The 22,989-nt window shown below is 50.1% G+C and carries 21 protein-coding genes, 1 pseudogene and 1 riboswitch; of the genes and pseudogenes, 10 read left to right on the top strand and 12 right to left on the bottom strand.

From position 1 onward, the window contains the following. The first annotated feature begins 20 nt into the window (after positions 1-20). Entirely contained in the window at positions 21-188 is a 168-nt protein-coding gene (locus ACRDCA_RS27505) for a YhfG family protein (RefSeq protein WP_438692337.1), read from the top strand. Positions 189-225: 37 nt separating this feature from the next. On the opposite strand, the gene xseA is transcribed toward ACRDCA_RS27505, so the two are convergent. Continuing rightward, positions 226-1,602 (bottom strand): exodeoxyribonuclease VII large subunit, encoded by a 1,377-nt coding sequence (gene xseA, locus ACRDCA_RS27500; RefSeq protein WP_438692336.1) that lies wholly within the window; start codon positions 1,600-1,602, stop codon positions 226-228. A gap of 169 nt (positions 1,603-1,771) precedes the next feature. On the opposite strand from xseA, the gene guaB reads away from it, so the two are divergent. From guaB to ACRDCA_RS27485, 3 genes are all read left to right on the top strand, one after another. Next, on the top strand, positions 1,772-3,235 hold the full coding sequence (gene guaB, locus ACRDCA_RS27495; RefSeq protein WP_438692335.1) for an IMP dehydrogenase: 1,464 nt from the start codon (positions 1,772-1,774) through the stop codon (positions 3,233-3,235). Positions 3,236-3,335: 100 nt separating this feature from the next. Next, positions 3,336-4,913: a glutamine-hydrolyzing GMP synthase gene (gene guaA / locus ACRDCA_RS27490; protein ID WP_438692334.1), complete on the top strand. Its 1,578-nt coding sequence runs from the start codon at positions 3,336-3,338 to the stop codon at positions 4,911-4,913. Between the two features lie 152 nt (positions 4,914-5,065). Then, the gene (locus tag ACRDCA_RS27485; protein WP_438692333.1) at positions 5,066-5,404 is read left to right on the top strand and encodes a hypothetical protein; all 339 of its coding nucleotides are present in this window, start codon (positions 5,066-5,068) and stop codon (positions 5,402-5,404) included. A 41-nt stretch (positions 5,405-5,445) separates the two neighbouring features. Here ACRDCA_RS27485 and ACRDCA_RS27480 read toward each other — a convergent pair whose 3' ends face one another. The 3 genes from ACRDCA_RS27480 to ACRDCA_RS27470 are packed head-to-tail and all read right to left on the bottom strand — an operon-like array spanning position 5,446 to position 6,544. Beyond that, positions 5,446-5,790 carry a DUF2645 family protein gene (locus tag ACRDCA_RS27480; RefSeq protein WP_438692332.1) on the bottom strand — a complete coding sequence of 115 codons (345 nt, stop codon included), beginning with the start codon at positions 5,788-5,790 and terminating at the stop codon, positions 5,446-5,448. Further along, positions 5,787-6,089: a putative quinol monooxygenase gene (locus ACRDCA_RS27475; protein ID WP_438692331.1), complete on the bottom strand. Its 303-nt coding sequence runs from the start codon at positions 6,087-6,089 to the stop codon at positions 5,787-5,789. Before ACRDCA_RS27475 ends, ACRDCA_RS27480 begins: the two co-directional genes overlap by 4 nt. A gap of 2 nt (positions 6,090-6,091) precedes the next feature. Beyond that, a complete protein-coding gene (locus ACRDCA_RS27470) occupies positions 6,092-6,544 on the bottom strand; it encodes a winged helix-turn-helix transcriptional regulator (RefSeq protein WP_438692330.1) in 453 nt (150 codons plus the stop codon). A gap of 94 nt (positions 6,545-6,638) precedes the next feature. Here ACRDCA_RS27470 and ACRDCA_RS27465 point away from each other — a divergent pair, with 94 nt between their 5' ends. Further along, positions 6,639-7,841 (top strand): MFS transporter, encoded by a 1,203-nt coding sequence (locus ACRDCA_RS27465; protein ID WP_438692329.1) that lies wholly within the window; start codon positions 6,639-6,641, stop codon positions 7,839-7,841. Positions 7,842-7,857: 16 nt separating this feature from the next. On the opposite strand, the gene ACRDCA_RS27460 is transcribed toward ACRDCA_RS27465, so the two are convergent. From ACRDCA_RS27460 to ACRDCA_RS27450, 3 genes are all read right to left on the bottom strand, one after another. Then, positions 7,858-8,283 (bottom strand): GNAT family N-acetyltransferase, encoded by a 426-nt coding sequence (locus tag ACRDCA_RS27460; protein WP_438692328.1) that lies wholly within the window; start codon positions 8,281-8,283, stop codon positions 7,858-7,860. Positions 8,284-8,321: 38 nt separating this feature from the next. Further along, positions 8,322-8,792, bottom strand: a complete 471-nt coding sequence (locus ACRDCA_RS27455) for an SRPBCC family protein (protein ID WP_438692327.1) — start codon at positions 8,790-8,792, stop codon at positions 8,322-8,324. Between the two features lie 300 nt (positions 8,793-9,092). After that, entirely contained in the window at positions 9,093-10,685 is a 1,593-nt protein-coding gene (locus ACRDCA_RS27450; RefSeq protein ID WP_438692326.1) for an ABC transporter substrate-binding protein, read from the bottom strand. A gap of 244 nt (positions 10,686-10,929) precedes the next feature. On the opposite strand from ACRDCA_RS27450, the gene pepT reads away from it, so the two are divergent. Next, the gene (gene pepT / locus ACRDCA_RS27445) at positions 10,930-12,159 is read left to right on the top strand and encodes a peptidase T (protein ID WP_438692325.1); all 1,230 of its coding nucleotides are present in this window, start codon (positions 10,930-10,932) and stop codon (positions 12,157-12,159) included. 290 nt (positions 12,160-12,449) lie between these two features. Continuing rightward, positions 12,450-13,388: a glutaminase A gene (gene glsA / locus ACRDCA_RS27440; protein ID WP_438692324.1), complete on the top strand. Its 939-nt coding sequence runs from the start codon at positions 12,450-12,452 to the stop codon at positions 13,386-13,388. 104 nt (positions 13,389-13,492) lie between these two features. Here glsA and ACRDCA_RS27435 read toward each other — a convergent pair whose 3' ends face one another. The 4 genes from ACRDCA_RS27435 to rluF form a co-directional block, all read right to left on the bottom strand. Then, positions 13,493-14,911: an MFS transporter gene (locus tag ACRDCA_RS27435; RefSeq protein WP_438692323.1), complete on the bottom strand. Its 1,419-nt coding sequence runs from the start codon at positions 14,909-14,911 to the stop codon at positions 13,493-13,495. Between the two features lie 123 nt (positions 14,912-15,034). Next, on the bottom strand, positions 15,035-15,250 hold the full coding sequence (locus ACRDCA_RS27430) for a YgdI/YgdR family lipoprotein (RefSeq protein WP_438692322.1): 216 nt from the start codon (positions 15,248-15,250) through the stop codon (positions 15,035-15,037). Between the two features lie 83 nt (positions 15,251-15,333). Beyond that, a complete protein-coding gene (locus tag ACRDCA_RS27425) occupies positions 15,334-16,920 on the bottom strand; it encodes a phosphoethanolamine transferase (protein WP_438692321.1) in 1,587 nt (528 codons plus the stop codon). A gap of 338 nt (positions 16,921-17,258) precedes the next feature. After that, complete coding sequence (rluF, locus tag ACRDCA_RS27420; protein ID WP_438692320.1) at positions 17,259-18,008, bottom strand: 23S rRNA pseudouridine(2604) synthase RluF; 750 nt, start codon at positions 18,006-18,008, stop codon at positions 17,259-17,261. A gap of 111 nt (positions 18,009-18,119) precedes the next feature. Next, positions 18,120-18,210: riboswitch (TPP riboswitch) on the top strand. Between the two features lie 67 nt (positions 18,211-18,277). Here rluF and ACRDCA_RS27415 point away from each other — a divergent pair. The 3 genes from ACRDCA_RS27415 (at position 18,278) to ACRDCA_RS27405 (ending at position 22,503) form a co-directional block, all read left to right on the top strand. Next, on the top strand, positions 18,278-19,582 hold the full coding sequence (locus ACRDCA_RS27415) for a tyrosine-type recombinase/integrase (protein WP_438692319.1): 1,305 nt from the start codon (positions 18,278-18,280) through the stop codon (positions 19,580-19,582). 250 nt (positions 19,583-19,832) lie between these two features. Then, on the top strand, positions 19,833-20,882 hold the full coding sequence (locus ACRDCA_RS27410) for a DNA cytosine methyltransferase (protein ID WP_271132466.1): 1,050 nt from the start codon (positions 19,833-19,835) through the stop codon (positions 20,880-20,882). A 4-nt stretch (positions 20,883-20,886) separates the two neighbouring features. After that, entirely contained in the window at positions 20,887-22,503 is a 1,617-nt protein-coding gene (locus ACRDCA_RS27405) for a TIGR02391 family protein (protein ID WP_438692318.1), read from the top strand. A 152-nt stretch (positions 22,504-22,655) separates the two neighbouring features. On the opposite strand, the pseudogene ACRDCA_RS27400 reads toward ACRDCA_RS27405, so the two are convergent. Then, positions 22,656-22,965, bottom strand: a pseudogene (locus ACRDCA_RS27400) (recombinase family protein); the annotation flags it as partial. Between the last annotated feature and the right edge of the window lie 24 nt (positions 22,966-22,989).

Genomic DNA, 22,989 nt, shown 5'->3' with positions numbered 1-22,989 from the left:
TCCTAAATAAGGTGTTCTCTATGAAAAAGACCAGCTTACAAGCCAAATTAGCCTATTGTACCCAGACGCGTCGTTCAAACTATGCTGCCAGTCTGCGCTTGGAAGGTTATGATGTTACTCAGGAAGAATCGAAGCGTGAATTGCCTACGCGTGAAGCCGTACTACATTTGTATCGAAAATCTGTCTGACTTTGGATAAAAAATCGATCAGCTTCACCATTAACGGCTATTCCACCACGCGTTTCTTACGCGGCTTTTTCGCCACGGTGATGGTTTTGACTTCGCTTTCTACCCAGCCATCTTGCAGGCGGGTTTTCAACATTTCCCCGACCTGTGCCTGCTTGGTGGTTTTCAATAACTCACCCTGTGGCGTCTGCGTCACGCTATAACCACGCGCCAACGTCGCCAGCGGGCTAACGGCCTCCAACTGACTGCATGCCACGCCAAAGCGCTGGCGATAGCCATTGAGCTGCCGCTCCATCCCCTGCTGCAAACGATATTCCTGCTGCTGAATACGCTGCTGCAAGCGGTGAATACGGCCCATCGGCTGTACCTGCGTCAAGCGCTGCTGTACACGCTCACTGCGGCGGGAGGATAACCGCAACTGCTGCTGCATCCCCTCTTCCAAACGGCGTTGAAGCTTGAACAACAGCGTTTGCTGCCGTGCCAGCCGCAGGTGCGGATGCTGTTGTTGCAGACGATGGTTGATGCGGGTGAACTGCTGCTGGCGCTGTGCCAGATAATAATCCATCGCCATTTCCAGCCGCTGTTGCTGTGACTGTAACTGGCGTAACAGCTCAAGCTGATTACGGCTGACCAACTCTGCGGCGGCGGAAGGGGTAGGTGCCCGCAGGTCGGCAACAAAGTCGGCTATGGTGACGTCGGTTTCATGGCCAACGGCGCTGACGATCGGAATATGGCTGGCAAAAATGGCCTTCGCGACGCGTTCGTCGTTAAAGCTCCATAAATCTTCTAACGAGCCACCGCCGCGTCCGACGATCAGCACATCACACTCATCGCGCCGGTTGGCGGTTTCGATAGCGCGGACGATCTGCAACGGAGCTTCTGCGCCCTGCACGGAGGTTGGATAAATCACGATCGGCAGCGAAGGGTCACGCCGTTGTAGCACCTGCAAAATATCGTGCAGCGCCGCGCCGCTGGCGGAAGTGATCACCCCAACGCGCTTGGCTGGGCTCGGCAGCGGTTGTTTGAACTGTTGATCAAACAAACCTTCGGCCGCCAGACGCTGTTTCAACTGTTCGAATTGCTGTTGCAACAGGCCGTCACCGGCAGGCTGCATGCTTTCGGCTATCAGTTGGTAATCACCACGTGGCTCATACAGCGTGATGCTGGCCCGCACCAGAACCTGCTGGCCATTTTGCGGACGGAAGGTGGTGCGGCGGTTGCTGTTGCGGAACATCGCGCAACGCACCTGGGCACGGTCATCTTTCAGCGTGAAATACCAGTGGCCAGAAGAGGGCTGGGAGAAGTTGGAGATCTCGGCAGAGAGCCAAATCTGCCCCATTTCCATTTCCAGCAGCTGTCGAACCGTCTGATTGAGGCGGCTTACGGTAAAAATGGACGGTGAAGTAGGTAGTGACATGTGACCCAGATCAAATTTCAAAACAAGCACTTAATTGGTCGATATTACAGCTCGGCGAAAGGTAATCAAGAGTTTTTGTAAGAAAGTGCTGGAGGCAACCGATTACGCTCTGTATAATGCCACGGCAATATTTTATCTTTTCTGCATCCACCTTGGTGAGATATTGCCCATGCTACGTATTGTAAAAGAAGCTCTAACGTTTGATGACGTTCTCCTGGTTCCAGCCCACTCCACAGTTCTGCCTAATACCGCAGATCTTGGCACCCAACTGACCAAAACTATCCGCCTGAATATCCCTATGCTGTCCGCAGCCATGGATACCGTAACCGAATCCAACCTGGCCATTGCGCTGGCGCAGGAAGGCGGTCTGGGCTTCATTCACAAAAACATGTCCATTGAGCGCCAGGCGGAAGAAGTCCGCAGGGTGAAAAAGCATGAAAGCGGCGTGGTCACGGACCCACAGTCCGTCACTCCTTCCACCACGCTGGCAGAAGTGAAAGAGTTAACCGCGCGTAATGGTTTTGCCGGTTACCCGGTAGTTACTGAAGAAAACGAACTGGTAGGGATTATTACCGGCCGTGACGTTCGCTTCGTGACCGACCTGACTCAACCCGTCACTGCGGTGATGACGCCAAAAGAGCGCCTGGTTACCGTCAAGGAAGGCGAAGCGCGTGAAGTTGTGCTGCAAAAAATGCACGAAAAGCGCGTTGAAAAAGCGCTGGTGGTGGACGATAGCTTCCATCTGCTGGGCATGATCACCGTCAAGGACTTCCAGAAAGCAGAGCGTAAACCTAACGCCTGTAAAGATGAGCATGGCCGTCTGCGCGTAGGCGCTGCGGTGGGTGCCGGTGCCGGTAACGAAGAGCGCGTTGATGCGCTGGTTGCCGCCGGTGTTGACGTACTGCTTATCGACTCTTCACACGGTCATTCCGAAGGCGTGTTACAGCGCATCCGCGAAACCCGTGCCAAATACCCAGATTTACAAATTCTTGGCGGTAACGTTGCTACCGGCGCGGGTGCCAAAGCCCTGATGGAAGCCGGCGTGAGCGCGGTAAAAGTGGGTATCGGTCCTGGTTCCATCTGTACCACTCGTATCGTTACTGGCGTGGGTGTTCCTCAGATCACCGCTATCGCCGATGCGGTCGAAGCGCTGGAAGGCACCGGTATCCCAGTTATCGCTGACGGTGGTATCCGTTTCTCTGGTGATATCGCCAAAGCCATTGCTGCCGGTGCGTCCTGCGTAATGGTCGGTTCGATGCTGGCTGGTACAGAAGAATCTCCGGGCGAAATCGAGCTGTATCAGGGCCGTTCGTTCAAATCCTACCGTGGTATGGGTTCTCTGGGCGCGATGTCCAAAGGCTCTTCTGACCGTTACTTCCAGACCGATAACGCCGCTGATAAACTGGTGCCAGAAGGTATCGAAGGCCGCGTAGCTTACAAAGGCATGCTGAAAGCGATCGTTCATCAACAAATGGGCGGCCTGCGTTCCTGCATGGGCCTGACCGGCTGTGGCACCATCGATGAATTGCGCACCAAAGCCGAGTTTGTGCGCATCAGCGGTGCCGGTATTCAAGAAAGCCATGTGCATGACGTGACCATCACCAAAGAATCACCAAACTACCGCATGGGCTAATGCTTTACTCTCTCTCCTGCGGGGGAGGGAAGGGATGGGGGAAACCCTCATCCCACATAACCTTTTTGCTCTTTTTCTCTGTTGCTGGAATTTGCCTCACATGACAAAAAATATTCATAAGCATCGCATCCTGATCCTGGATTTCGGTTCACAATACACCCAACTGGTTGCCCGCCGCGTGCGTGAGATTGGTGTTTACTGCGAGCTGTGGGCCTGGGACGTTAGCGAAGAGCAGATCCGCGAGTTCAATCCAAGCGGCATCATCCTCTCCGGTGGCCCGGAAAGTACCACCGAACTGAACAGCCCGCGTGCGCCAGAATATGTCTTCACCGCAGGTGTACCTGTGCTGGGTGTGTGCTACGGCATGCAGACCATGGCAATGCAGTTGGGTGGCCACGTTCAGGGCTCAAACGAGCGTGAGTTCGGTTATGCGCAGGTAGAAATCACCCAGGCAAGCGCCCTGATCCGTGATATCGAAGACGCGATCAGCCCGGCAGGCAAGCCGGTGTTAGACGTGTGGATGAGCCACGGCGATAAAGTGACCGCGATCCCAGCGGATTTTGTCACCGTTGCCAGCACCGATACCTGCCCGTTTGCCATTATGGCCAACGAAGAAAAACGCTTCTACGGCGTGCAGTTCCACCCGGAAGTGACCCACACCCGCCAGGGCCAACGCATTCTGGAACGTTTCGTCCTGGATATCTGTGGTTGCGAAGCCTTGTGGACGCCTGCCACCATCATCGAAGATGCCGTTGCGCGCATTCGTGAACAGGTTGGTGAAGATCATGTGATCCTCGGCCTGTCTGGCGGTGTGGATTCTTCCGTTACCGCTATGCTGCTGCATCGTGCCATTGGCAAGCGCCTGACCTGCGTATTCGTAGATAACGGCTTGTTGCGTCTGAACGAAGCCGATCAGGTGCTGGAAATGTTCGGCGACCATTTCGGTCTGAACATCGTGCACGTGGCGGCAGAGAATCGTTTCCTGAGCGCGCTGGCAGGCGTTGATGAGCCGGAAGCCAAACGCAAGATCATTGGCTGCGTATTTGTCGAAGTGTTTGACGAAGAAGCTTGCAAGCAGAGCGCCGTGAAGTGGCTGGCACAAGGCACCATCTACCCGGATGTGATCGAATCCGCCGCTTCCGCTACCGGCAAAGCGCACGTGATCAAATCGCACCACAACGTGGGTGGCCTGCCGAAAGAGATGAAGCTGGGCCTGGTTGAGCCGCTGAAAGAGCTGTTCAAAGACGAAGTGCGCAAGATTGGTCTGGAGCTTGGCCTGCCGTACGACATGCTGTTCCGTCACCCGTTCCCAGGGCCAGGTCTGGGCGTGCGCGTCTTGGGCGAAGTGAAGAAAGAGTATTGCGATCTGCTGCGCCGTGCCGATGCGATCTTTATCGAAGAGTTGCACAAAGCCGATCTGTACAACAAGGTCAGCCAGGCGTTCACCGTGTTCTTGCCGGTGCGCTCCGTGGGCGTGATGGGCGATGGCCGTAAATACGATTGGGTGGTTTCACTGCGTGCGGTAGAAACCATCGACTTTATGACCGCGCATTGGGCACACCTGCCGTACGATTTCCTCGGCCGTGTTTCCAACCGCATCATTAACGAAGTCAACGGTATTTCCCGTGTGGTTTATGATATTAGCGGGAAACCACCGGCAACGATTGAGTGGGAATGATGTACGGCCCTGATTGTGCTGGCTTGATAGGCAAATAAGATAGCTAAACCCGCGTAATTGCGGGTTTTTTGTTAATATTAAGAGCTGTTACTGTTCTACTGAAAGTCACTAGCTTTCATTTTTGATGTAAAGAAAATATGCGGAGCTGACTAATGAAAGCAACTTATAGAAAGTACTCCCCAGCATGCAGCGCATTGCATTGGCGTACAATTCGCATCTCTCTATTGCAGATTGAAGGTGTCTATGGCCACGGCAATTTCGATGATGCTGGCGATGATCTGGTGTATGCCCTGCGCGAAGTCTGCGCAGCCATCGATGTGGGACAGCGTTGCCAGGTTGATATCGACAGCAGCCATAATAATCCCTGGTTTCATGCATTTATTTTTAAAGTGGCGGATTTATCGGCGGAGGAATACGCAATGCTCATCTCCCGTATTCGGGTATTGGAGCTATGGGATGAAGATTTTCAGATAACCGAACGGGATCTCTGAGGGGCAAACGGCACTCTGAGCCTGATGTTATTGCGGTTGCGTTAAGCTGCGCCACCACAGGCGCTATATTGTCCCCAGAACGACCACCACCAGTAAACGATGAGCGTGGTCAGCCCGAAAGCGTAGAGAACCACCTTGAAGATATCCTTAAAGATGATGTCTCGTATTAAAGCAATCAGCAGAGGGACTCCCAGAAACAACAGAGACAGCGGCGCGGTGATGTCCCTTGTGTCATCCGGGTCTGGCGGTAAGTTACAGATGTTTTCTCCCGGCTCCAGCATCCAGTCATATTCGCTGCTGCTGAAAAGCTGCATGCATAGATAAACGAGCACAAAGTACCCACCTAGAGAAAGAATTTCGACCAGTCTTTTTTGATCTATCTTCACCCGGTTATATCCATAGAAAAGCCATCCATCAATATATAGCTGGCATCCTTACGCTTGTGTTGATCAATCAGCGGTACTAGACGTTTAAAATGTTCGCTCTTGCAGTGCGCATCCAACGCCGCGCGATCGGGCCACTCTTCGATAAAGATAAAGTGCCCGGCATCCTTTTGATCGACATACAGATCATAAGCGATACACCGAGGTTCCTTCTTGGTGGCTGCAACCAGCTCCCGATAAAGCGGCAGCACGATTTCTATCGCTTCAACCTTGATAAAATCTTCAGCAATGACTTTCAGCATTTCTATTCCTCATCATCCACTTTTACGACCCGAGTATTGCCTAGATTGAGTTCTTGCCCGGCATGGCCGATCGGCGTCATACGGGGTATTGGCTGCCCACTGTCAGCTTCCACTAAACGTGAATAATCCTCTCCGGTGGCAAAAAGATGGTCTTCTCCCCATTGGCGCAGCGCAACGATTATCGGGAAGATCTCGCGGCCTTTATCGGTCAGCACATACTCCTGATAGGCGCTGCCATCGGCGGCTGGGCAAACTTGCAAAATGCCCTGGGCCACCAGCGTACGCAGGCGAGTGGCAAGGATATTTTTTGCCATCCCCAGGTTTTTTTGAAACTCACTGAATCGGCTGATGCCATCAAAGGCGTCGCGGATGATCAGCAATGACCACCAATCCCCTAGTACATCCAAGGCGCGCGCCACCGGGCATTGAGCATCTTCAAGGCTTTTACGTTTCATCGTTCAGCTCCATCATTATTCTGGTTGCATTATAAAACTTCTTTAACTAAAGTGCATTGAGTTTAATAATGAAACTACTTTAACGAGGCACAGGATGAGTGATAAACCGCTGGCAACGATCCGCGCAAAGTCTGTCGAATCTTTGCCTATGTCATTGGTGCTGCTGCTATCAGCGGCCTGTGCTTTCAGCGTGGCCAATGTTTATTACGCGCAACCGCTGCTTGATGCCATTGCGGCTGATTTTACTATCAGCCTGGCTAGGGTGGGGATGGTGATCGCGGCGACTCAGATCGGCTGTGCCTGCGCGTTGCTATTGGTTGTTCCGTTAGGCGACAGGTTAAATCGCCATCGCCTGCTGGCCGTGCAGCAAATCCTATTGATCGCCGCGCTGCTGATGGTCGGGGTATCGAGCAGCAGCTTAGTGTTGCTGGCAGCTATGTTGTTGGTTGGGTTATTAGGCACTGCGATGACGCAGGGATTGATTGCCTTTGCCGCTACATTGGCAACGCCACAGGAGCGCGGGCGTGTGGTGGGGGCCGCACAGGGTGGGGTGGTAATTGGTTTGCTGGTGGCGCGAACGCTTTCTGGCTTACTGGCAGATATCGGCGGTTGGCGTACCGTCTACTTTTTCTCTGCGGCGATCACACTGATATTGCTGCCCATTCTGGCAAGTATGCTGCCAAAGCAGCCTGCCTCTGAATTGAAGCTAAGCTACTGGCAATTGCTGCGCTCCATGTTGAGCCTGCTGCGCCACGATCGGATCTTGCAGGTACGAGGTATGCTGGCGTTGCTGATGTTCGCAGCATTCAGCATCTTCTGGAGTACGTTGGTGCTTCCCTTGAGCCAACCCCCATTCCTGTTTTCTCATTCGGCCATTGGTGTATTTGGACTAGTTGGGGCAGTCGGTGCGCTAGCGGCGATGAAGGCCGGGCATCTGGCCGATCGGGGCTGGGCGCAAAGGGTAAGTGGAGTCAGCCTGTTAATACTGGTTTTCGCCTGGCTACCTTTGGGCCTGATGGGCCAGGGGATCATTTACCTGGTTGGCGGAATCATCCTGCTGGATCTGGCCGGACAGGCGATCCATGTGCTGAATCAGAGCATGATTTTCACTGCACATCCGCAATCCCACAGCCGCCTGGTTGGTTGCTACATGTTGTTTTATGCCGTTGGCAGTGGGCTGGGAGCCTTTGCCGGTAGCCATATTTATGCCTGGGCTGGCTGGCACGGTGTCTGCTGGCTGGGTGGGTTGGTCAGCCTGGCGGCGTTGCTGTTTTGGTTGCGTACGTTGAAATACTGATGTGCGACAAACAACTCTATCGCTGCGGTGAATACATCAAATAATACTCCTCACCACCGTCGCAGCCTGGTGAAATGATCTGCCAACCGTGTTTGTGATAAAAGGCCAGCGCTTTGGCATTTTTTACCAGGCACTTGAGTGAACCGGTGGTGGTAAAGGTCTGCTCGGCGGCATGTAGCAGCGCACTACCAACGCCTTGTGGCGGTAGATGGGGATCAATGTACAGGTTATGAATAAAATTATCGGCGCGGTAAATCGAGACAAAGCCCAGCAGACTGCCATCCCGCTCTGCCACCCAGATCTCTTCCCCTCGCGTTGAGCGATCGAAATCTTCCAGTCGGTAATGTTGCGTCTCACGCCAGGTAAAGGCGGCTTGGCGCGAGTCCAGATACAGGGCGCGTAGGCGTGGGCGGTCAGGTTCTTTGAAGGGTCTTATTTGCATGGCGGCTCCAGATTATTTCCTGCAACTATAGCCGACAATCAACTCATTTCCACGCTGGTACCCAATCGTTGGGCCAACCCCTTGGCTCCAGCCCGCATCACCGCATTGTGATTCCAGCGAAATAGCGGTGCGGCCAACGGGGCCAGATAGTTCATCCAGCGCGTCGTGGTTCGCACATGCCAGGTATAACTCGCAAGAGTATAAGCCCCGTCGGAACTTAACAGCCATTGCCCCCTTCCTTCTACTTCGCCGCTGGCTTGTCCTTCGAGTAATCGCAATGGCACGATATTCACGACATGCATATCGAAGGTGATGCGATAAGGCAGCACGCCTTGCCAGGTATAACGATGTAACGCGCCGATGCCGAGTGCGTCGCCTTTACCTATCTCAACCACCTGTAACAGGTTTTTCCACCAGCTTGGCCAGATATCGGGTTGATAAAGCGCCTCCCACACCGCGGATAACGGGGCTTTGATACGCCAGGTAGTGGCTAGCTGGTATTCGGCCATAGTCAGGTTCTGCCTTAAGGAGTAAAGAAGTTAGCGGGAAAATGCAGATTAAGCACCAGCGCATCCATCGTCACGGTTTGATAGTCTTCTCCCTGTGGGCATAGGGTCAGAAAGGTTGCCCCTCATGATTAAATATAGGATCTGGATCACAGACGATAGTGGTTTAATTGTTAAGATATTAAAATATAACAATATTCAAATGGTTATGATGATTTCTAGGGTTTTAACGACTTGGCGAAGAAATAAAAAAGGCTCCATCCCTCTCGGTTTGAAGCCCTGAAATCGATTATGGGTCAGTGTTTACTTGATATCGACCTGATAGAAAATGTGTTTGCCAAACGGGTCGATTTCGTACCCGGTGACCTCTTTGCGCACCGGTTCGAAAATCGTTGAGTGGGCAATCATCACCGCAGGCATCTGATCGTGCATCATCTGCTGGGCTTGTTTGTAGAGCACCACACGTTTCTCATGATTGCTCTCTGCACGCGCTTCCAGGATCAGTTTGTCAAACGGCTGGTAACACCATTTTGACGAGTTGGAGCCGCCATTCGCGGACGTGCAGCTATACAGCGGGCCAAAGAAGTTGTCCGGGTCACCCGTTGCGGTGGTCCAGCCCATCAGTGCGGCCTGATGTTCGCCGTTTTTCACCCGGGTCAAATACTCGCCCCATTCAAAGGTCACGATTTTGGCCGTGACGCCCACTTTCGCCCAGTCTGCCTGGATCATCTCGGCCATGCGCTTGGCGTTAGGGTTATACGGGCGTTGAACCGGCATTGCCCACAGATCGATGGTCATGCCGTTGGCGAAGCCGGCCTCTTTCAACAACGCTTTGGCTTGTTCCGGGTCGTAGTCGTAATCTTTCAAATCGGCGTCGGCGCTCCACACGCCCGGTGGCAGCAGATTTTTCGCCGCGATCCCGGTACCGTGGAATACTGCCTCGATGATTGCCGGTTTATTGATGGCCAGTGCCAGCGCCTGACGAACCTTGACGTTATCCAGCGGAGCTTTCTGGGTGTTAAACGCCAGGAAGCCGGTGTTCAAACCCGCTTTTTGCATCAGGTTGATGTCTTTATTTTCCTTCATGCGCGGCAGATCGGCCGGGTTAGGGAACGGCATCACCTGGCATTCATTTTTTTCCAGCTTGGCGTAACGGATCGACGCGTCCGGTGTGATGGAGAACACCAGACGGTCGATTTTCGCCTTGCCCTGCCAGTAGTCTGGGAAGGCGCTAAACAGGATGCGTGAGTCTTTCTGGTATTGCTTCAGCTCGAACGGCCCGGTGCCAATCGGATCCATATCCACACGTTCTGGCGTGCCCGCTTTCAACATGCTATTGGCGTATTCCGCAGAGAGAATGGAGGCGAAATACCAGCCTAAGTCGGCGACAAACGGCGCTTCGGGATAGGCCAGCGTGAACCGCACCGTGTGGTCATCAACCTTGTCGATGGCGGTGATTAACTTGCCAAACTCCAGGCTTTCGAAGTTGGAGTAATTGCCGTTGGACACGTTGTGATAGGGATGATTGGCATCCTTCTGGCGCATGAACGAGAAGATCACATCGTCGGCGTTAAAATCGCGCGTTGGCTTGAAATATTTGTTGCTCTGGAACTTCACCCCTTGGCGCAGATGGAAGGTATACACCTTGCCGTCTTCGCTCACGTCCCAGCTTTCCGCCAGGCTAGGTTGCAGCTCGGTGGTACCTACTTTGAAATCCACCAGACGGTTATAGATCGGTACCGCGCTGGCATCCACGCTGGTCCCGGAGGTGTAGAGTTGCGGGTTAAAGTTTTCTGGTGAACCTTCGGAACAATAGACCAACGTTTTTGCTGCTACCCCAGAGCTTATTGAGAGCGCTGCTATGGCCAGCGCAAGCTTTGTAATTTTAATTATCATCACTCTCTTCCTGTTGGTGAGCCTATCACTGAAAAATAAAGCTTGTACTAAAGCGCTTAATAAATAACATTAAATTTACATTGTCAGCAAACAACATTGAATGATAACCATGAGGTCAACGCTAGCCTCGGCAAAGGCGGTAGTTGGCAAAGATAAACTCTAACGAAAGGGTGAATTCTGAAAGATTGCTCTGGTAACCCAACCATGGAAGCCGTGCAAACGGGATGCGTTCATATACAACATTATGTCTTCACCGCTCGCCACGCAGTTGACCCAACGTTTCTTCCGCTACCTGGCCGTTACCAGCCAGAGCAACCCAGCTGTCAGCACTTTGCCCAGCACTCCCGGCCAGTTTGCAATGGCGGAAATGCTGGCGGAAGAGCTACGCCAACTCGGCCTGGATAATGTGGTCATTGACGAACATGCCACCGTCACCGCAGTGAAAAAAGGCAACGTACCCGGTGCGCCACGCATCGGCTTTATCACCCATATCGATACCGTTGACGTCGGTCTATCGCCGGACATCCATCCGCAAATCTTGCGCTTTACCGGTGAGGATTTGTGCCTGAATGCGCAGCAAGATATCTGGTTACGCACCGCTGAGCACCCGGAAATCAAAGCCTATCCTGGGGAAGAGATCATTTTCAGCGACGGCACCAGCGTGTTGGGTGCGGATAACAAAGCGGCCGTCACGGTAGTAATGACCGTGCTGGAGAACCTCACCGCAGAGCACCAGCACGGTGATATCGTGGTGGCGTTTGTACCGGACGAGGAGATTGGCCTGTGTGGTGCCAAAGCGCTGGATTTGTCGCGGTTTGACGTCGACTTTGCCTGGACCATCGATTGCTGTGAATTGGGTGAAGTGGTGTATGAAAACTTCAACGCCGCCAGCGCTGAACTGCGCTTCACCGGCGTGACCAGCCACCCGATGTCTTCCAAAGGCGTGCTGGTGAATCCGCTGCTGATGGCGATGGATTACATCGGCTATTTCGATCGCCAGCAGACTCCTGAACATACCGAAGGGCGCGAAGGCTATATCTGGTTTAACGGCATGCAGGCATCGCAAAGCGAAGCGCTGCTGAAGGCCAATATCCGTGATTTCGATTTGGCGAACTTTGAGCGCCGTAAACAGCAGATTGGCGAAGTGGCCGATAAGATTGCCGCACAGTATCCAACCGCCCGCGTGGAGTATCACATCAGCGATACTTACAGCAATATCAGCAATGCCATCACCGACGATCGCCGGGCGATTGATTTGATTTTTGCCGCACTGGCCGAGTTAAACATTGAGCCAAAAGTGATCCCGATGCGCGGCGGCACAGACGGTGCGGCATTGTCTGCCAAAGGGTTGCTAACACCCAACTTCTTTACCGGCGCACATAACTTCCATTCACGGTTTGAGTTTTTACCCCTCAAGTCGTTCGAAGCGTCCTATAACGTAGCGTTAACGCTGTGTAAGCTGGCGGCGAAATAAGGAGGGAGGCATTTGGCTGATTGCGGGAGCATTCAGCCAGGCATTGCTCGCTAGACTGGTGGGATTTATAGGGTTGGGCTAGTGTTTAAATTAGCACGCGTCTGGGAGTCATTTGATGGCTGACAAAGATGATGTTGAGACTGCTGACGAAACCTTTGTCGCTCTCCACACAACCGATATGGTGAAGCTTTTGAGCCTTCGATCTCAAGTGCCCCGTTGCCAAAGCGTAATGGTCCTTTCAAGGGAGCACCGGCTCTCTGCCTATCAAACCCAGTTTGGGAGTTAAAAGCATGACTATCGATGTGCAGCGTCTTCAGCAGGTGGCAGCGGATGCCTATTCCCAGTATTCCACTTTGAGCGGTGGCGAAAATGCCAGCTATATTCCTTTTTTAGCCAGTGTGCCAAGCCATTTAGCCGCTTTGGCGATTGTGACCGTCGACGGGGATATCATTTCTCAGGGCGATGCGGAGTTTCGCTTTGCGCTGGAGTCTATTTCAAAAGTGTGTTCGCTTGCCCTGGCGCTAGAAGACGTTGGCCCACAGGAAGTGCAGGACAAGATTGGCGCTGATCCCACCGGTTTACCTTTTAACTCGGTAATTGCCTTGGAGTTGCATAACGGCAAACCTCTTTCGCCGCTGGTGAATGCGGGGGCAATGTCAACGGTGAGTCTGGTGAAAGCGAGTGACCGTGAAGACCGTTGGTTACGTATTCTGGCTATGCAACAGCAGTTAACGGGGGCGCAGATCGCACTCTCCGATGAAGTGAACGATTCAGAGCAAACCACCAATTTCCATAATCGAGCTATCGCCTGGCTGCTTTATTCAGCTGGGGCAATGTATTGCGACCCGATGGAAGCCTGCGATGTCTATACTCGCCAATGTTCAACGCTGCTTAATACCATTGAACTGGCCACCATAGGGGCTACGCTTGCTGCTGGTGGCGTTAACCCGATCAGCAAAAAACGCGTGCTGAGCGAGTCTAATACTCCCTATATTCTGGCTGAAATGACGATGGAGGGGATGTACGGTAGTTCCGGCGATTGGGCCTACACGGTAGGCCTGCCCGGCAAGAGCGGAGTGGGGGGCGGTATCCTGGCCGTGGTGCCTGGAGTCATGGGGATTGCCGCGTTTTCTCCCCCTCTTGATCCGGTCGGTAACAGCGTACGCGGGCAAAAGTTGGCTGCGTCTGTGGCCCAACAACTGGGATATAACCTTTATCGGGGCCGATAATCATCAACGGGCCGTGGGTTCCTGCGAGTAAAGATACATCTCCGGTGGGCGCGGAATTTTTGGCACGGCCCGGACAAACGGCTCTTTACAAAGCGTAGCGTAATTTACTTTTCATGCCTGGCGGTCAGATTTGCTCCGTCTTGTGCCGACAGCCGGAAGAAAATCAATCCAGAGACCAGGGTTAATACTCCCAGAATAACGAAAGTCACTCTGAATGAATCAACCAGATCCAACTGAATGAATTGATCAGGTTTTTGAAATATCCTCAAGAGCACCGCGCTGAATGCAACGCCGAACGTTGTGGCGAGTTGCTGGCTAACGGACATTAAACTGTTGCCGCTACTGGCCTTCTCATCGTACAGGTCGGCAAGGGTAATGCTACTCATGGCGGTAAAGCGCAGCGAGTTGACGAAGCCGATCAGGAACAGGTTGATCGCCAGTAAATATATTGGCGTGTTCTGGTCAAACAGGCCTAGGGCCATTATGGCTATGCCGACAAAGAACGTACTCAGTATCAGCACCTTGCGATATCCATAATGACGGAGGATTGGGGTGACCAGTTCCTTCATGATCATGGCTGCCAGGGCCAGAGGTATGAGCATCAAGCCAGAGTGAATGGCTGAAAACCCTAATGCCAGTTGTAGCATCAACGGAAGCAGGAAAGGTATGGCCTGAGCGCCTAGACGTGAGGCAAAGTTGCCTGCCAGGCCGATGCTAAAGGTTTTTACCTGGAATAGCTCAAGGGGAAAGATAGAGCTTTTATGAAAAACGTTAAGGTTTTTTCTGGCGTGAGTGACGTAGACATACAGCAGGAGCCCCCCCGGGATAAACAATAATATCGGATAGTGCAGGCCATCCCCATCGCTCATCATTTCGAGGCTCAAGGTGGTAATAATAAAAGCCAGGGAAACCAGAACCAGTCCCTTCACATCCAGGTCTGTTGATTTACCGCGGATATTCGGCATGAATTTCAGGCTGAAGAAGATCCCCAGAATACCTATGGGGACGTTGATCAGGAAGATCCAGTGCCAAGTGAATTTTTCAACCAGGAACCCACCCAGCACGGGGCCAAGAAAGGGACCTGCCAACCCTAACAGCGTCGATGTGTTCAAGGCCTTGAGAAAATCTTTTCTGTCAAACGACTTGATCAGCGTCAGCCTGGAGACCGGTACCATCATGGCCCCCCCGACCCCTTGAATGACTCGGGACACGTCCAGCCAAAACAACGATGGTGAGCTCGCACTGCACAAGGAGCCGATGGAAAAGAACGTCAGGGCAAATATAAACACGTTTCTGGTACCGAACTTATCGGAGAGAAACCCGCTGGCAGGAATGAACAGGGCCAGGCTGAGAGCATAGCAAATCACCGCAGACTCCATATTCAACGGTGATTCATGGAGGTCTGCTGCCATTTTGGGAAGCGCGGTATTGAGAATGGAGGTATCTAGCGCTTGCATAAAATAAGCAATAGCTGCAATCCATGGCAAAGCTTTATGCATAGTTGGAGTGATTGCAGTTGCCATCTAAATTCGCTTATCAGGTGGGCTCTCTATTTATAGTAGAACAGCCACTTGATGAGTGCGAATGCGGACTTTTAACGTTTGGTGTTGCTACGATCCTTAACATTTACCCTGGTGCAGAAACGGTTATTTTTTGACTATGCCTGAAATATCATTGGTATTGATCAGATGATAGTCACCGTTCATGCCGGTATAGCTGGTCATGCCGCTATCGCGGTCAGTATCCGGCTCGCCGTGAGCCTGCAAAATATCGCCAGATTTGGTGGTGATAATGTAGTCACTGGTGCATCCCGTCAGCGCCAAGGTCAGGAATATCAGAGGCAGGAAAATGAGTTTCTTCATCGTTCAATAGGCTCTTTTTTCAATTTAACTGCCTCATACTACAAACAAAGTGGCCTGTGATGCAAAGGCTACCTGGTTACACCTCAGCGCGTTTTGGTTTCAAAGATATCCGAGGGTAAATGAGTGTAGTCCACCTGTTTGAGTTTAAAGTTGGTGATATACACGGGGCTGGCTTTCTGCTCCGATAAGAACTGATATTTCGGCGTCAGCTCCTTGGTTTTTATCCCGGTCCACGAGGCGAAAAAAGTCAGGAAATCATTGGCTGAACGGCGCGCTTTTATCAGGCGGTGCTTGGTGTCATCGCTGGAAAGCACCATAAAGGGGACCTGGAAATTTTGTTGAAACTGGTCATCGTGCGCCAGATATTGCACCTGGGTACCTCGCTCTTTAAACGCCAGCCCGTGATCGGAGAAATAGACCATCGAGAAACTTTCCCCGGTGTCGCGCAACTGCTGATAGAGCTGTTTGAGCAGGCTGTCAGTTTGCGTCATGGTGTAGAGATAGCAAGAGGTCTCTTTGGATTGCACAAAGTCCACGTATTTGCCCTGCGTCCGATCGCAGGCCTGTGGGTGTGAACCCATCAGGTGCAAGACAATCAGCTGCGGGGCCGTGGTACGCGGAGCGGCAAAAACCTGGGCGGTCATCTTGAGCAGCGTTTCATCATGGGTATTTTTATCCGCTTCAAAATCACCGCTTTTCAGGAACTGGACTTCATCGGCTCGTTTGGCAATGCTGGCGATGGCGGTGTCATATTCACCAATTTGGCCCTGGTTAGAGAACCACCAGGTTTGAAAACCGGCCCGATTGGCCAGCGTGACGAAGTTATCCTGATACTGCGGTTTGCCGTTGACGACCCGGGTTAAGGTTATGCCGAGTGACTTCTGTGTTGAGCCGCTGGCAGCAATATAATCCAGCAATAGATCGCCATTTACCTGGCTGGCAAAGGGAGTGTTGTCCCAGTGCCCACCAAACGCGCCCATGGCATCTCGCCGCGCGCTTTCACCAATGACCACTACGTAGATATGGTATTTCGGTTTCACTGCCAGCACGCTCCAGGAGTCTTTCATTTGCGAGTACGCCTGCATACGGGCTTGCTCATCAATGACTTCCTGATTATTGACGATCACATCTTTAACGAAGCGGAAAACGGGATAGCCGGCATCGCCAACTTTAAACACGCCGCCATAAACCAGATTCTGCACCGGCGTGACAAAAAAACACACCACGCTGATGGTGAGACACAGGCTGTGGAGAGTGTTCCAGGCACCTTTTGGGGTGGGCTTACGGCGCAACGCGATAATGCCAAGTGCCAGAATAAACAGCGACACCAGATAGCTGTACCACGGGAAGATGGTCATTATCTCGCTGGATTCTTCCAGCGTAGTCGAGTGCAACGCCAGCAGGGTATTGAAATTGGGTGAACCATAAGCTTGAGAGAACGGGAAATACATGGCGGCGATGATGCTACACAGCATAATCACACCCTTTTGCAGGCGCGGGCTGGTTCGCCACAGCAGCAGTAAAATACAGCTGAACGCCACGGCATAAAGCAGGCTGAAGGGATAGCCGAGCGCGAAGTTGATCAGCAGCGATTGCAGGAAGTAAAAGCCTGTCCACGGGGTTAGGGTGACGTCACGGGCTGCCAGGGTATCTTTAACCGTTGAGTTCATGTTTACCGAAATCTACAAAAGGCTATGTGGTAACTCTGACAAGACCAGAGTCATTAATCCGTTTGGTTAGACGGAGAGGTAGGAGGATTTGACCACATCCAGCGAGCCGCTTCATGTACACGGATGCGAGAAGATAGTGCCGAACGAAGACAATATCAACTGATAAGTAAAGGTTGTTTTGAGAGGTTGATAGCAATTCGGCAAGGAATGAGCAGCAAAGTGGCAAGGTGTGAATTTTCAGAAAATTGCAGCAACAAGTTGTTACCTTCTACGAGGGCGGATCGCTGTCCGTACACCCCTGTTTAGGGGTAACAAAGCGCATTTTATCTCAGGGCTCCTTATTGAAGCGGAGAGGAAACATCCTCGGACGAGGAGTTTTCAAGCAGCTTAAATAGTTCGCTCCGTTCATCCTCGGTAAAATCCCGCCATTCGCCCAGCGGCAACCCTTGCAGAGTGATGTTCATAATCCGTTGGCGCTCAAGCTTGGTGACATGATAACCAAAGTATTTGCACATGCGGCGGATTTGGCGATTAAGCCCCTGCACCAGCGTGATGCGAAACACCTGCGGGGCTTCTTGCTCCACCAGGCATGGATGAGTCACCGTATCCAATATGGGGACGCCTGCGCCCATACCCTGAATAAACTCATCGGTCACCGGTTTGTTGACGGTGACCAGGTACTCTTTTTGATGATTATTACCGGCACGGAGGATCTTATTGAACAGTTCGCCGTTGTTGGTCAGGAAAATCAGCCCCTGGGAGTCCTTATCCAGCCGCCCGATGGGAAAGATGCGTGTGCTGTGATTAACGTAATCACCGATGTTATCCCGCACGTGCTTTCCCATGCTGGTGATGATACCAACAGGCTTATTCAGCGCGATAAGCACCAGATCGTCCGCATCGCGCGGTTCGATCGGCTGGCCGTTAACTTTCACCACATCCCCGGCAAATACCTGAGCGCCCACGGAGGCCAAGCTGCCGTTGATGAAAACGTTGCCCAGTCTGATGTGGCGGTCAGCAGCACGACGAGAGCAAATGCCGCTGTCGCTAATGTATTTGTTAAGGCGAATGGATGAGTTAATGAGCATGGATCCCGCGTAAAACGCGAACTATACAATACCTGTGGTGCGTTGCGTTTCTTTTTATTTGTTGATGCTATAGCGTGATTGACCTTCCTGGCTGCAACCCCAATAATGACAAACGTCGACTCGGGGTGCCCTTTGGGGCTGAGAAATTACCCGTATTACCTGATCTGGATTATACCAGCGTAGGGGGCCGAAATTCGGCCTACTTATCATGAGATTGACTCTCTTTTTGTCGGTGCGTAATGCACTTGAGGTACAAAAAGGGTGTATTCATGGGGTACAAAACTCTTCCATACACGTTTCAGCGAAACGGCAACTACTACCTGCAAATCCGGCTTTCAAATGGCAAGATTTATAAGAAATCTCTCCTCACTGACAGCTATCGTGAAGCATCTGCTTTGATGATTGGCGTTACGCCACACATTCCTTTTGTTCAATCATTAGCTACGCCGCTCCTCGTGTTCGAATCATTTTTGTCTAATCTGATTGCGTCGGAACGCAAGTCTGCGAAAAATCCATTTTTGGCCTACCAGCAGATAGCTCCTCTTGTTGAAATCGTGGAATCTCAACCGCCAGCCGAACCGGAAAAAGTGCTAACTCTCTCGGATGCGTGGACGATGTACAAAGACGAAAAGGGACGCAACTGGACAAAATCGATCTCAATGGCAAATGAGCGCTATATGGAAGTGCTGTTAACGGTCTTGGGAGGGGAAACTGATGTAGCGGCGATTAGCAAACAGGACATTAAACAGGTGATGGAAATCGTTGAAATCCTTCCTAAGCGTGTTGTTCAGCCTTACCGCTCAATGTCGATTCAGCAACTGATTGAGTGCGATGATGTTCCACCGGATCAACTGGTAGGCGTTGAGGCCATCCATAAGCATCTCAAGCTGTATAAATCACTCTTCAAAACCTTCCTCACGGAAAGCAAAGACATTTTATCTAAGTCGCCAACTGATGGCGTAGTGGCTGCACCATCGAAAGCGAGATTTGGTGCATACAGCACAGCGGAGATGAAAAAATTTGTAGGGTGGGCGCTTAAGCAGCCTGACAACTGGCAAAAATGGATCACATTGCTGCTGGCATATACCGGAGCCAGAAGAGGCGAGATTGCCAAACTGGAAAAGTCACAAATCAAATTCGACGAAGATAGCCAGCGTTACTATTTCCTGATTGCCGAAGGAGGGCAGGGGAAAACTGAGAACGCTACAAGGCAGGTTGCTATCCACCCTAAGTTAATCGAATGGGGTTTCATGGATTACGTTGATCGCCAGTGGAAAGAGCGGATTTTTTCAGAAGTGGCAGGTACGAACATAACGAAGATCGGTAAAGTGTTTGCTGATGTTCGAGATCAATTGGGTATACCTTATCTGGACGATTATGGACAACGGCGGTTACTGCATTCGATCCGTCACTCGGTCTGTTCTGCTGCAATGGCTGGCTGGGTTACTAACATTCTTCATCTTCAGCAGACTGTCGGTCATGAGAAGAGTGGGGGAATAACTAAGCGCTATCTACATATATTTCCGCTATCTACGATTTGCTACGTGATAGACGGTTTGAGTTGGACGAGTTAACGAACTGTAGTTCCTGATAGTGCAACAGCATTTACTGTGTGATAAATATACTTTACCCAGTAAGATTGCAGGGAAACGGGTTGTGAGTCAGCTCTTCTGGATGGAGCTTATCTCCACTGGATCAAAGGGTTAGTGATAAATGTATGATGGTTCTTAACCTATTGATACCAATTAGAGTTTTTTCTTTACTTTTCATGTGATTGATACTATGTCAAAATTGCAGAAAGGAACGAAAATATGGATCTAATCAATGAATTTCACAGCAATTGACCTATTCTGCGGTGCTGGTGGGTTGACATGTGGTTTAAAAGATGCTGGCTTTAAAGTTATCGCTGGTGTCGAGCTTGAAGCGGTTGCAGCAAAAACTTACAAAATTAACCATGCCGATCATATTCTCTATGAAGCTGATATTCGCACGTTAAACCCTCTAAAAATTATGGAGGAGTTGCAGCTTCAACCAGGGGAGTTGGATTTATTAGCGGGTTGCCCTCCATGCCAAGGTTTCTCATCTCATCGCACTCGAAACAAATGTACTTCAGTTGAAGATATTAGAAATGACCTTATTTTTGATTTAATGAGGTTTGTGAGGGCGTTTGAACCTAAAACAGTCATGATCGAGAACGTTCCTGCACTGGCTAAAGATGAGAGGATTACTAAGGTCATTGCCGAGCTACGTGATCGTGGGTATGTCATCGGTGAAAAAACATTGCAAGTGAAAGATACCGCTTGTTATGGCGTTCCTCAACGCAGAAAAAGAATGATCCTTATCGCATCTAAGTTTGGTGATATCGACGAGCCTTTAAAAGTAGCCTCTCCAAAGACTGTAAAAGATGCAATCGCAGATTTTCATGTTCCTGGTGAAGGTAATGACAATCTTCATGACTTTATTCCGAACAGAACCGATAAAATTAAAGCCATGATAAGAAACATTCCTAAAAATGGTGGTTCGAGAGCAGATTTACCGAAACAGTTTTGGCTACCTTGCCATTTGAAAAATCCAGATGGATATAAAGATGTTTATGGACGAATGTCATGGGATAAAGTTTCTCCAACCATTACCGGTGGGTGTACCAATCCTTCAAAGGGCCGTTTTTTACATCCTGAACAAGATAGATCTATCACATTGCGTGAAGCTGCCGCGCTTCAAACTTTTCCAAAAAATTATGCCTTCTCGCTGGATAGGGGAAGAGAGTTCGCTGCACTGATGATCGGCAATGCCTTACCACCTGCCTTTATCTGTGCACATGCAACCAAGATTATTGAGCATTTGAATAAGTCGGAAAAACAGAATAGGGAATAAAAACATGTCTGATTACGAAATGAAGTTTGATCCTCATACGATAGAACATCTCGGCGTGAAAATGTATTCTACGCTTCCACCAGCGCTTGCTGAACTGATTTCAAATGCTTATGATGCTGACTCAGGAAACGTGACTCTCGATTTTTTGGAAGTAGGGAGTAACAAATTTATTAGCATCAAAGATGATGGTACAGGGATGAGTGCCACAGATATTCAACAGCGATTTTTAGTTATAGGCAGAAATAGACGTCGACATGATGGTGATAAGCCAACCCCACGATTTGGACGTTATGCTACAGGCAAAAAAGGTTTAGGAAAATTAGCCCTGTTTGGTCTCGCCAGGGAAATAACTATTGATACCGTTAAGGATGGAAAAAGAAATAGGTTTGTACTTGATTGGAATGCACTACTTAATGCTGATGGCGTCTATAATCCTACTGTAGAGTTATCTGATGAACCTACAGATGCTGCAAATGGAACGACGATAAAATTATCCAAACTCAAACGACAATCGCCGTTTGATCTTGAAGCGATTGCTAACAGTTTGTCAAAAATATTTATCGTTGATGAAAACTTTAATATAAATCTTAAAGACCAACATGGTCATGTTGTAACGGTAAATAATGCTCGTCGGTATAGTGGTTTTGAGCAGCAGTTCGAATGGGATGTTGAATCTTTGGTGAAAGATGACAGCCCTTATAAAGATAAATTGAAGGGTACCTTGTATACTTCACGGACTCCGATAAGACCAAATTCAGGTTTAAGAGGAATTTCACTGTTTTCAAGAGGGAAACTTGTTAATAACCCCGAGTTTTTTTCAAACAGCACATCAAGCCATTTCTTTCAATACTTGACCGGATGGATATCTGTTGATTTTATTGATGATCTTGATGATGACGTCATCTCAACCAACCGGCAGTCTATTGATTGGGATAATGAGGAAATGACTCTTCTTCGTGAATATCTCTCAACAATTATTAACCAGGTTAATAATGAATGGAGAAATAAACGAAAAGAGAAAAAGGAAAAAGAATTTGAAGTAACAACTGGCATAGATACTAATCAATGGATGAGTACGATGCCTGAAGATATCAGACAGCAAGCATCAAAAATTATAGATTTTCTTGGTGAAGAAGACGCGCTTGAGAAGTACAGTCCTGTTATTGAAGCGCTGCATACAATAGTGCCAGAATATCCTTTGTTACACTGGCGATATTTAAATGAGAAAATTAAAGATAGAATAAAAACATTCTACACAAACAAACAATATGGAATGGCAGCGGATCAAGGAACGAAAATATACTGTGAGGTTATTCGTGAACTCACTGGCCTGACATTTGATGGCACAGAACTTGTTAATTTAGTTTTTTCCCCTAAAAAACCTGTCATTAAATTATGTGATATTTCGACTCAAACAGGAATGAGTATTCAAAGTGGACAGCGTTCACTTTCCCAAGGGGTTATTGAGTCCTTTAGAAACCCGGCTGCGCATATGCCATTGGATAAATTAGTTCCTGAGCAATATTCTGAGTTGGATTGTTTAAACGTTTTAAGTTTGATTTCTTATCTTTTTGAAAGGATGGAAGGTGCTGAAGTTATCACGGAAACAGGAGATGCATAGTAATTAATTTAAATTCTGAAGATATGAAAGCATACTCAGGGTTTAGTGTATGCTTCATTCAGAGTGTCCTAATCCCCCGTTGATTAGTAGCGTGGTTATTTGAGCAGTTAAACGTTAATTTTTGGACCTCTCCAATGCGGCATTCGGAATTCTCAAATATCCGAAAGTTGTTCGAATTTCTTAAGTCTGTAGAAGGTTGCTTCACTGATCGCTAACCAATCCTGGACCGCAACTGGTGGTAAACCTTGCGCCAGCAACTCTCGCACCTGTTCAACAGTTGCTTTGATAGGTCTGCCGCAATGTTTACCTTCAGATTGAGCACGTTTGATTTCTGCTGTTCTACGCTCTGCGATCAGGTCTTTTCCAGGCTTGCAAGTCCTGCCATCATAGTGAGCATCGCTTACCCACTGGAGTTGAAAGATCAAATTCTTCTCGCAAGCTGACAACCTTCACGCCCTTCACTTTCATATAAAAAATTGTTGATAG

This window comes from Serratia sp. (in: enterobacteria) (assembly GCF_051654945.1).
Lineage (GTDB): Bacteria > Pseudomonadota > Gammaproteobacteria > Enterobacterales > Enterobacteriaceae > Chania.
Note: the sequence above shows the minus strand (reverse complement) of the source record. Positions and strands in the feature narration are given on the sequence as shown.

Coding starts and splice junctions, on each gene's coding strand:
- ACRDCA_RS27475 (WP_438692331.1), bottom strand. CDS start 6,089: ATGCTGAAAGTCATTGCTGAAGATTTTATCAAGGTTGAAGCGATAGAA.
- ACRDCA_RS27485 (WP_438692333.1), top strand. CDS start 5,066: ATGAAAGCAACTTATAGAAAGTACTCCCCAGCATGCAGCGCATTGCAT.
- ACRDCA_RS27405 (WP_438692318.1), top strand. CDS start 20,887: ATGTCTGATTACGAAATGAAGTTTGATCCTCATACGATAGAACATCTC.
- xseA (WP_438692336.1), bottom strand. CDS start 1,602: ATGTCACTACCTACTTCACCGTCCATTTTTACCGTAAGCCGCCTCAAT.
- ACRDCA_RS27415 (WP_438692319.1), top strand. CDS start 18,278: ATGGGGTACAAAACTCTTCCATACACGTTTCAGCGAAACGGCAACTAC.
- ACRDCA_RS27450 (WP_438692326.1), bottom strand. CDS start 10,685: ATGATAATTAAAATTACAAAGCTTGCGCTGGCCATAGCAGCGCTCTCA.
- guaA (WP_438692334.1), top strand. CDS start 3,336: ATGACAAAAAATATTCATAAGCATCGCATCCTGATCCTGGATTTCGGT.
- pepT (WP_438692325.1), top strand. CDS start 10,930: ATGTCTTCACCGCTCGCCACGCAGTTGACCCAACGTTTCTTCCGCTAC.
- ACRDCA_RS27460 (WP_438692328.1), bottom strand. CDS start 8,283: ATGCAAATAAGACCCTTCAAAGAACCTGACCGCCCACGCCTACGCGCC.
- ACRDCA_RS27430 (WP_438692322.1), bottom strand. CDS start 15,250: ATGAAGAAACTCATTTTCCTGCCTCTGATATTCCTGACCTTGGCGCTG.
- ACRDCA_RS27410 (WP_271132466.1), top strand. CDS start 19,833: ATGAATTTCACAGCAATTGACCTATTCTGCGGTGCTGGTGGGTTGACA.
- ACRDCA_RS27470 (WP_438692330.1), bottom strand. CDS start 6,544: ATGAAACGTAAAAGCCTTGAAGATGCTCAATGCCCGGTGGCGCGCGCC.
- guaB (WP_438692335.1), top strand. CDS start 1,772: ATGCTACGTATTGTAAAAGAAGCTCTAACGTTTGATGACGTTCTCCTG.
- ACRDCA_RS27505 (WP_438692337.1), top strand. CDS start 21: ATGAAAAAGACCAGCTTACAAGCCAAATTAGCCTATTGTACCCAGACG.
- ACRDCA_RS27455 (WP_438692327.1), bottom strand. CDS start 8,792: ATGGCCGAATACCAGCTAGCCACTACCTGGCGTATCAAAGCCCCGTTA.
- rluF (WP_438692320.1), bottom strand. CDS start 18,008: ATGCTCATTAACTCATCCATTCGCCTTAACAAATACATTAGCGACAGC.
- ACRDCA_RS27435 (WP_438692323.1), bottom strand. CDS start 14,911: ATGGCAACTGCAATCACTCCAACTATGCATAAAGCTTTGCCATGGATT.
- ACRDCA_RS27465 (WP_438692329.1), top strand. CDS start 6,639: ATGAGTGATAAACCGCTGGCAACGATCCGCGCAAAGTCTGTCGAATCT.
- ACRDCA_RS27425 (WP_438692321.1), bottom strand. CDS start 16,920: ATGAACTCAACGGTTAAAGATACCCTGGCAGCCCGTGACGTCACCCTA.
- glsA (WP_438692324.1), top strand. CDS start 12,450: ATGACTATCGATGTGCAGCGTCTTCAGCAGGTGGCAGCGGATGCCTAT.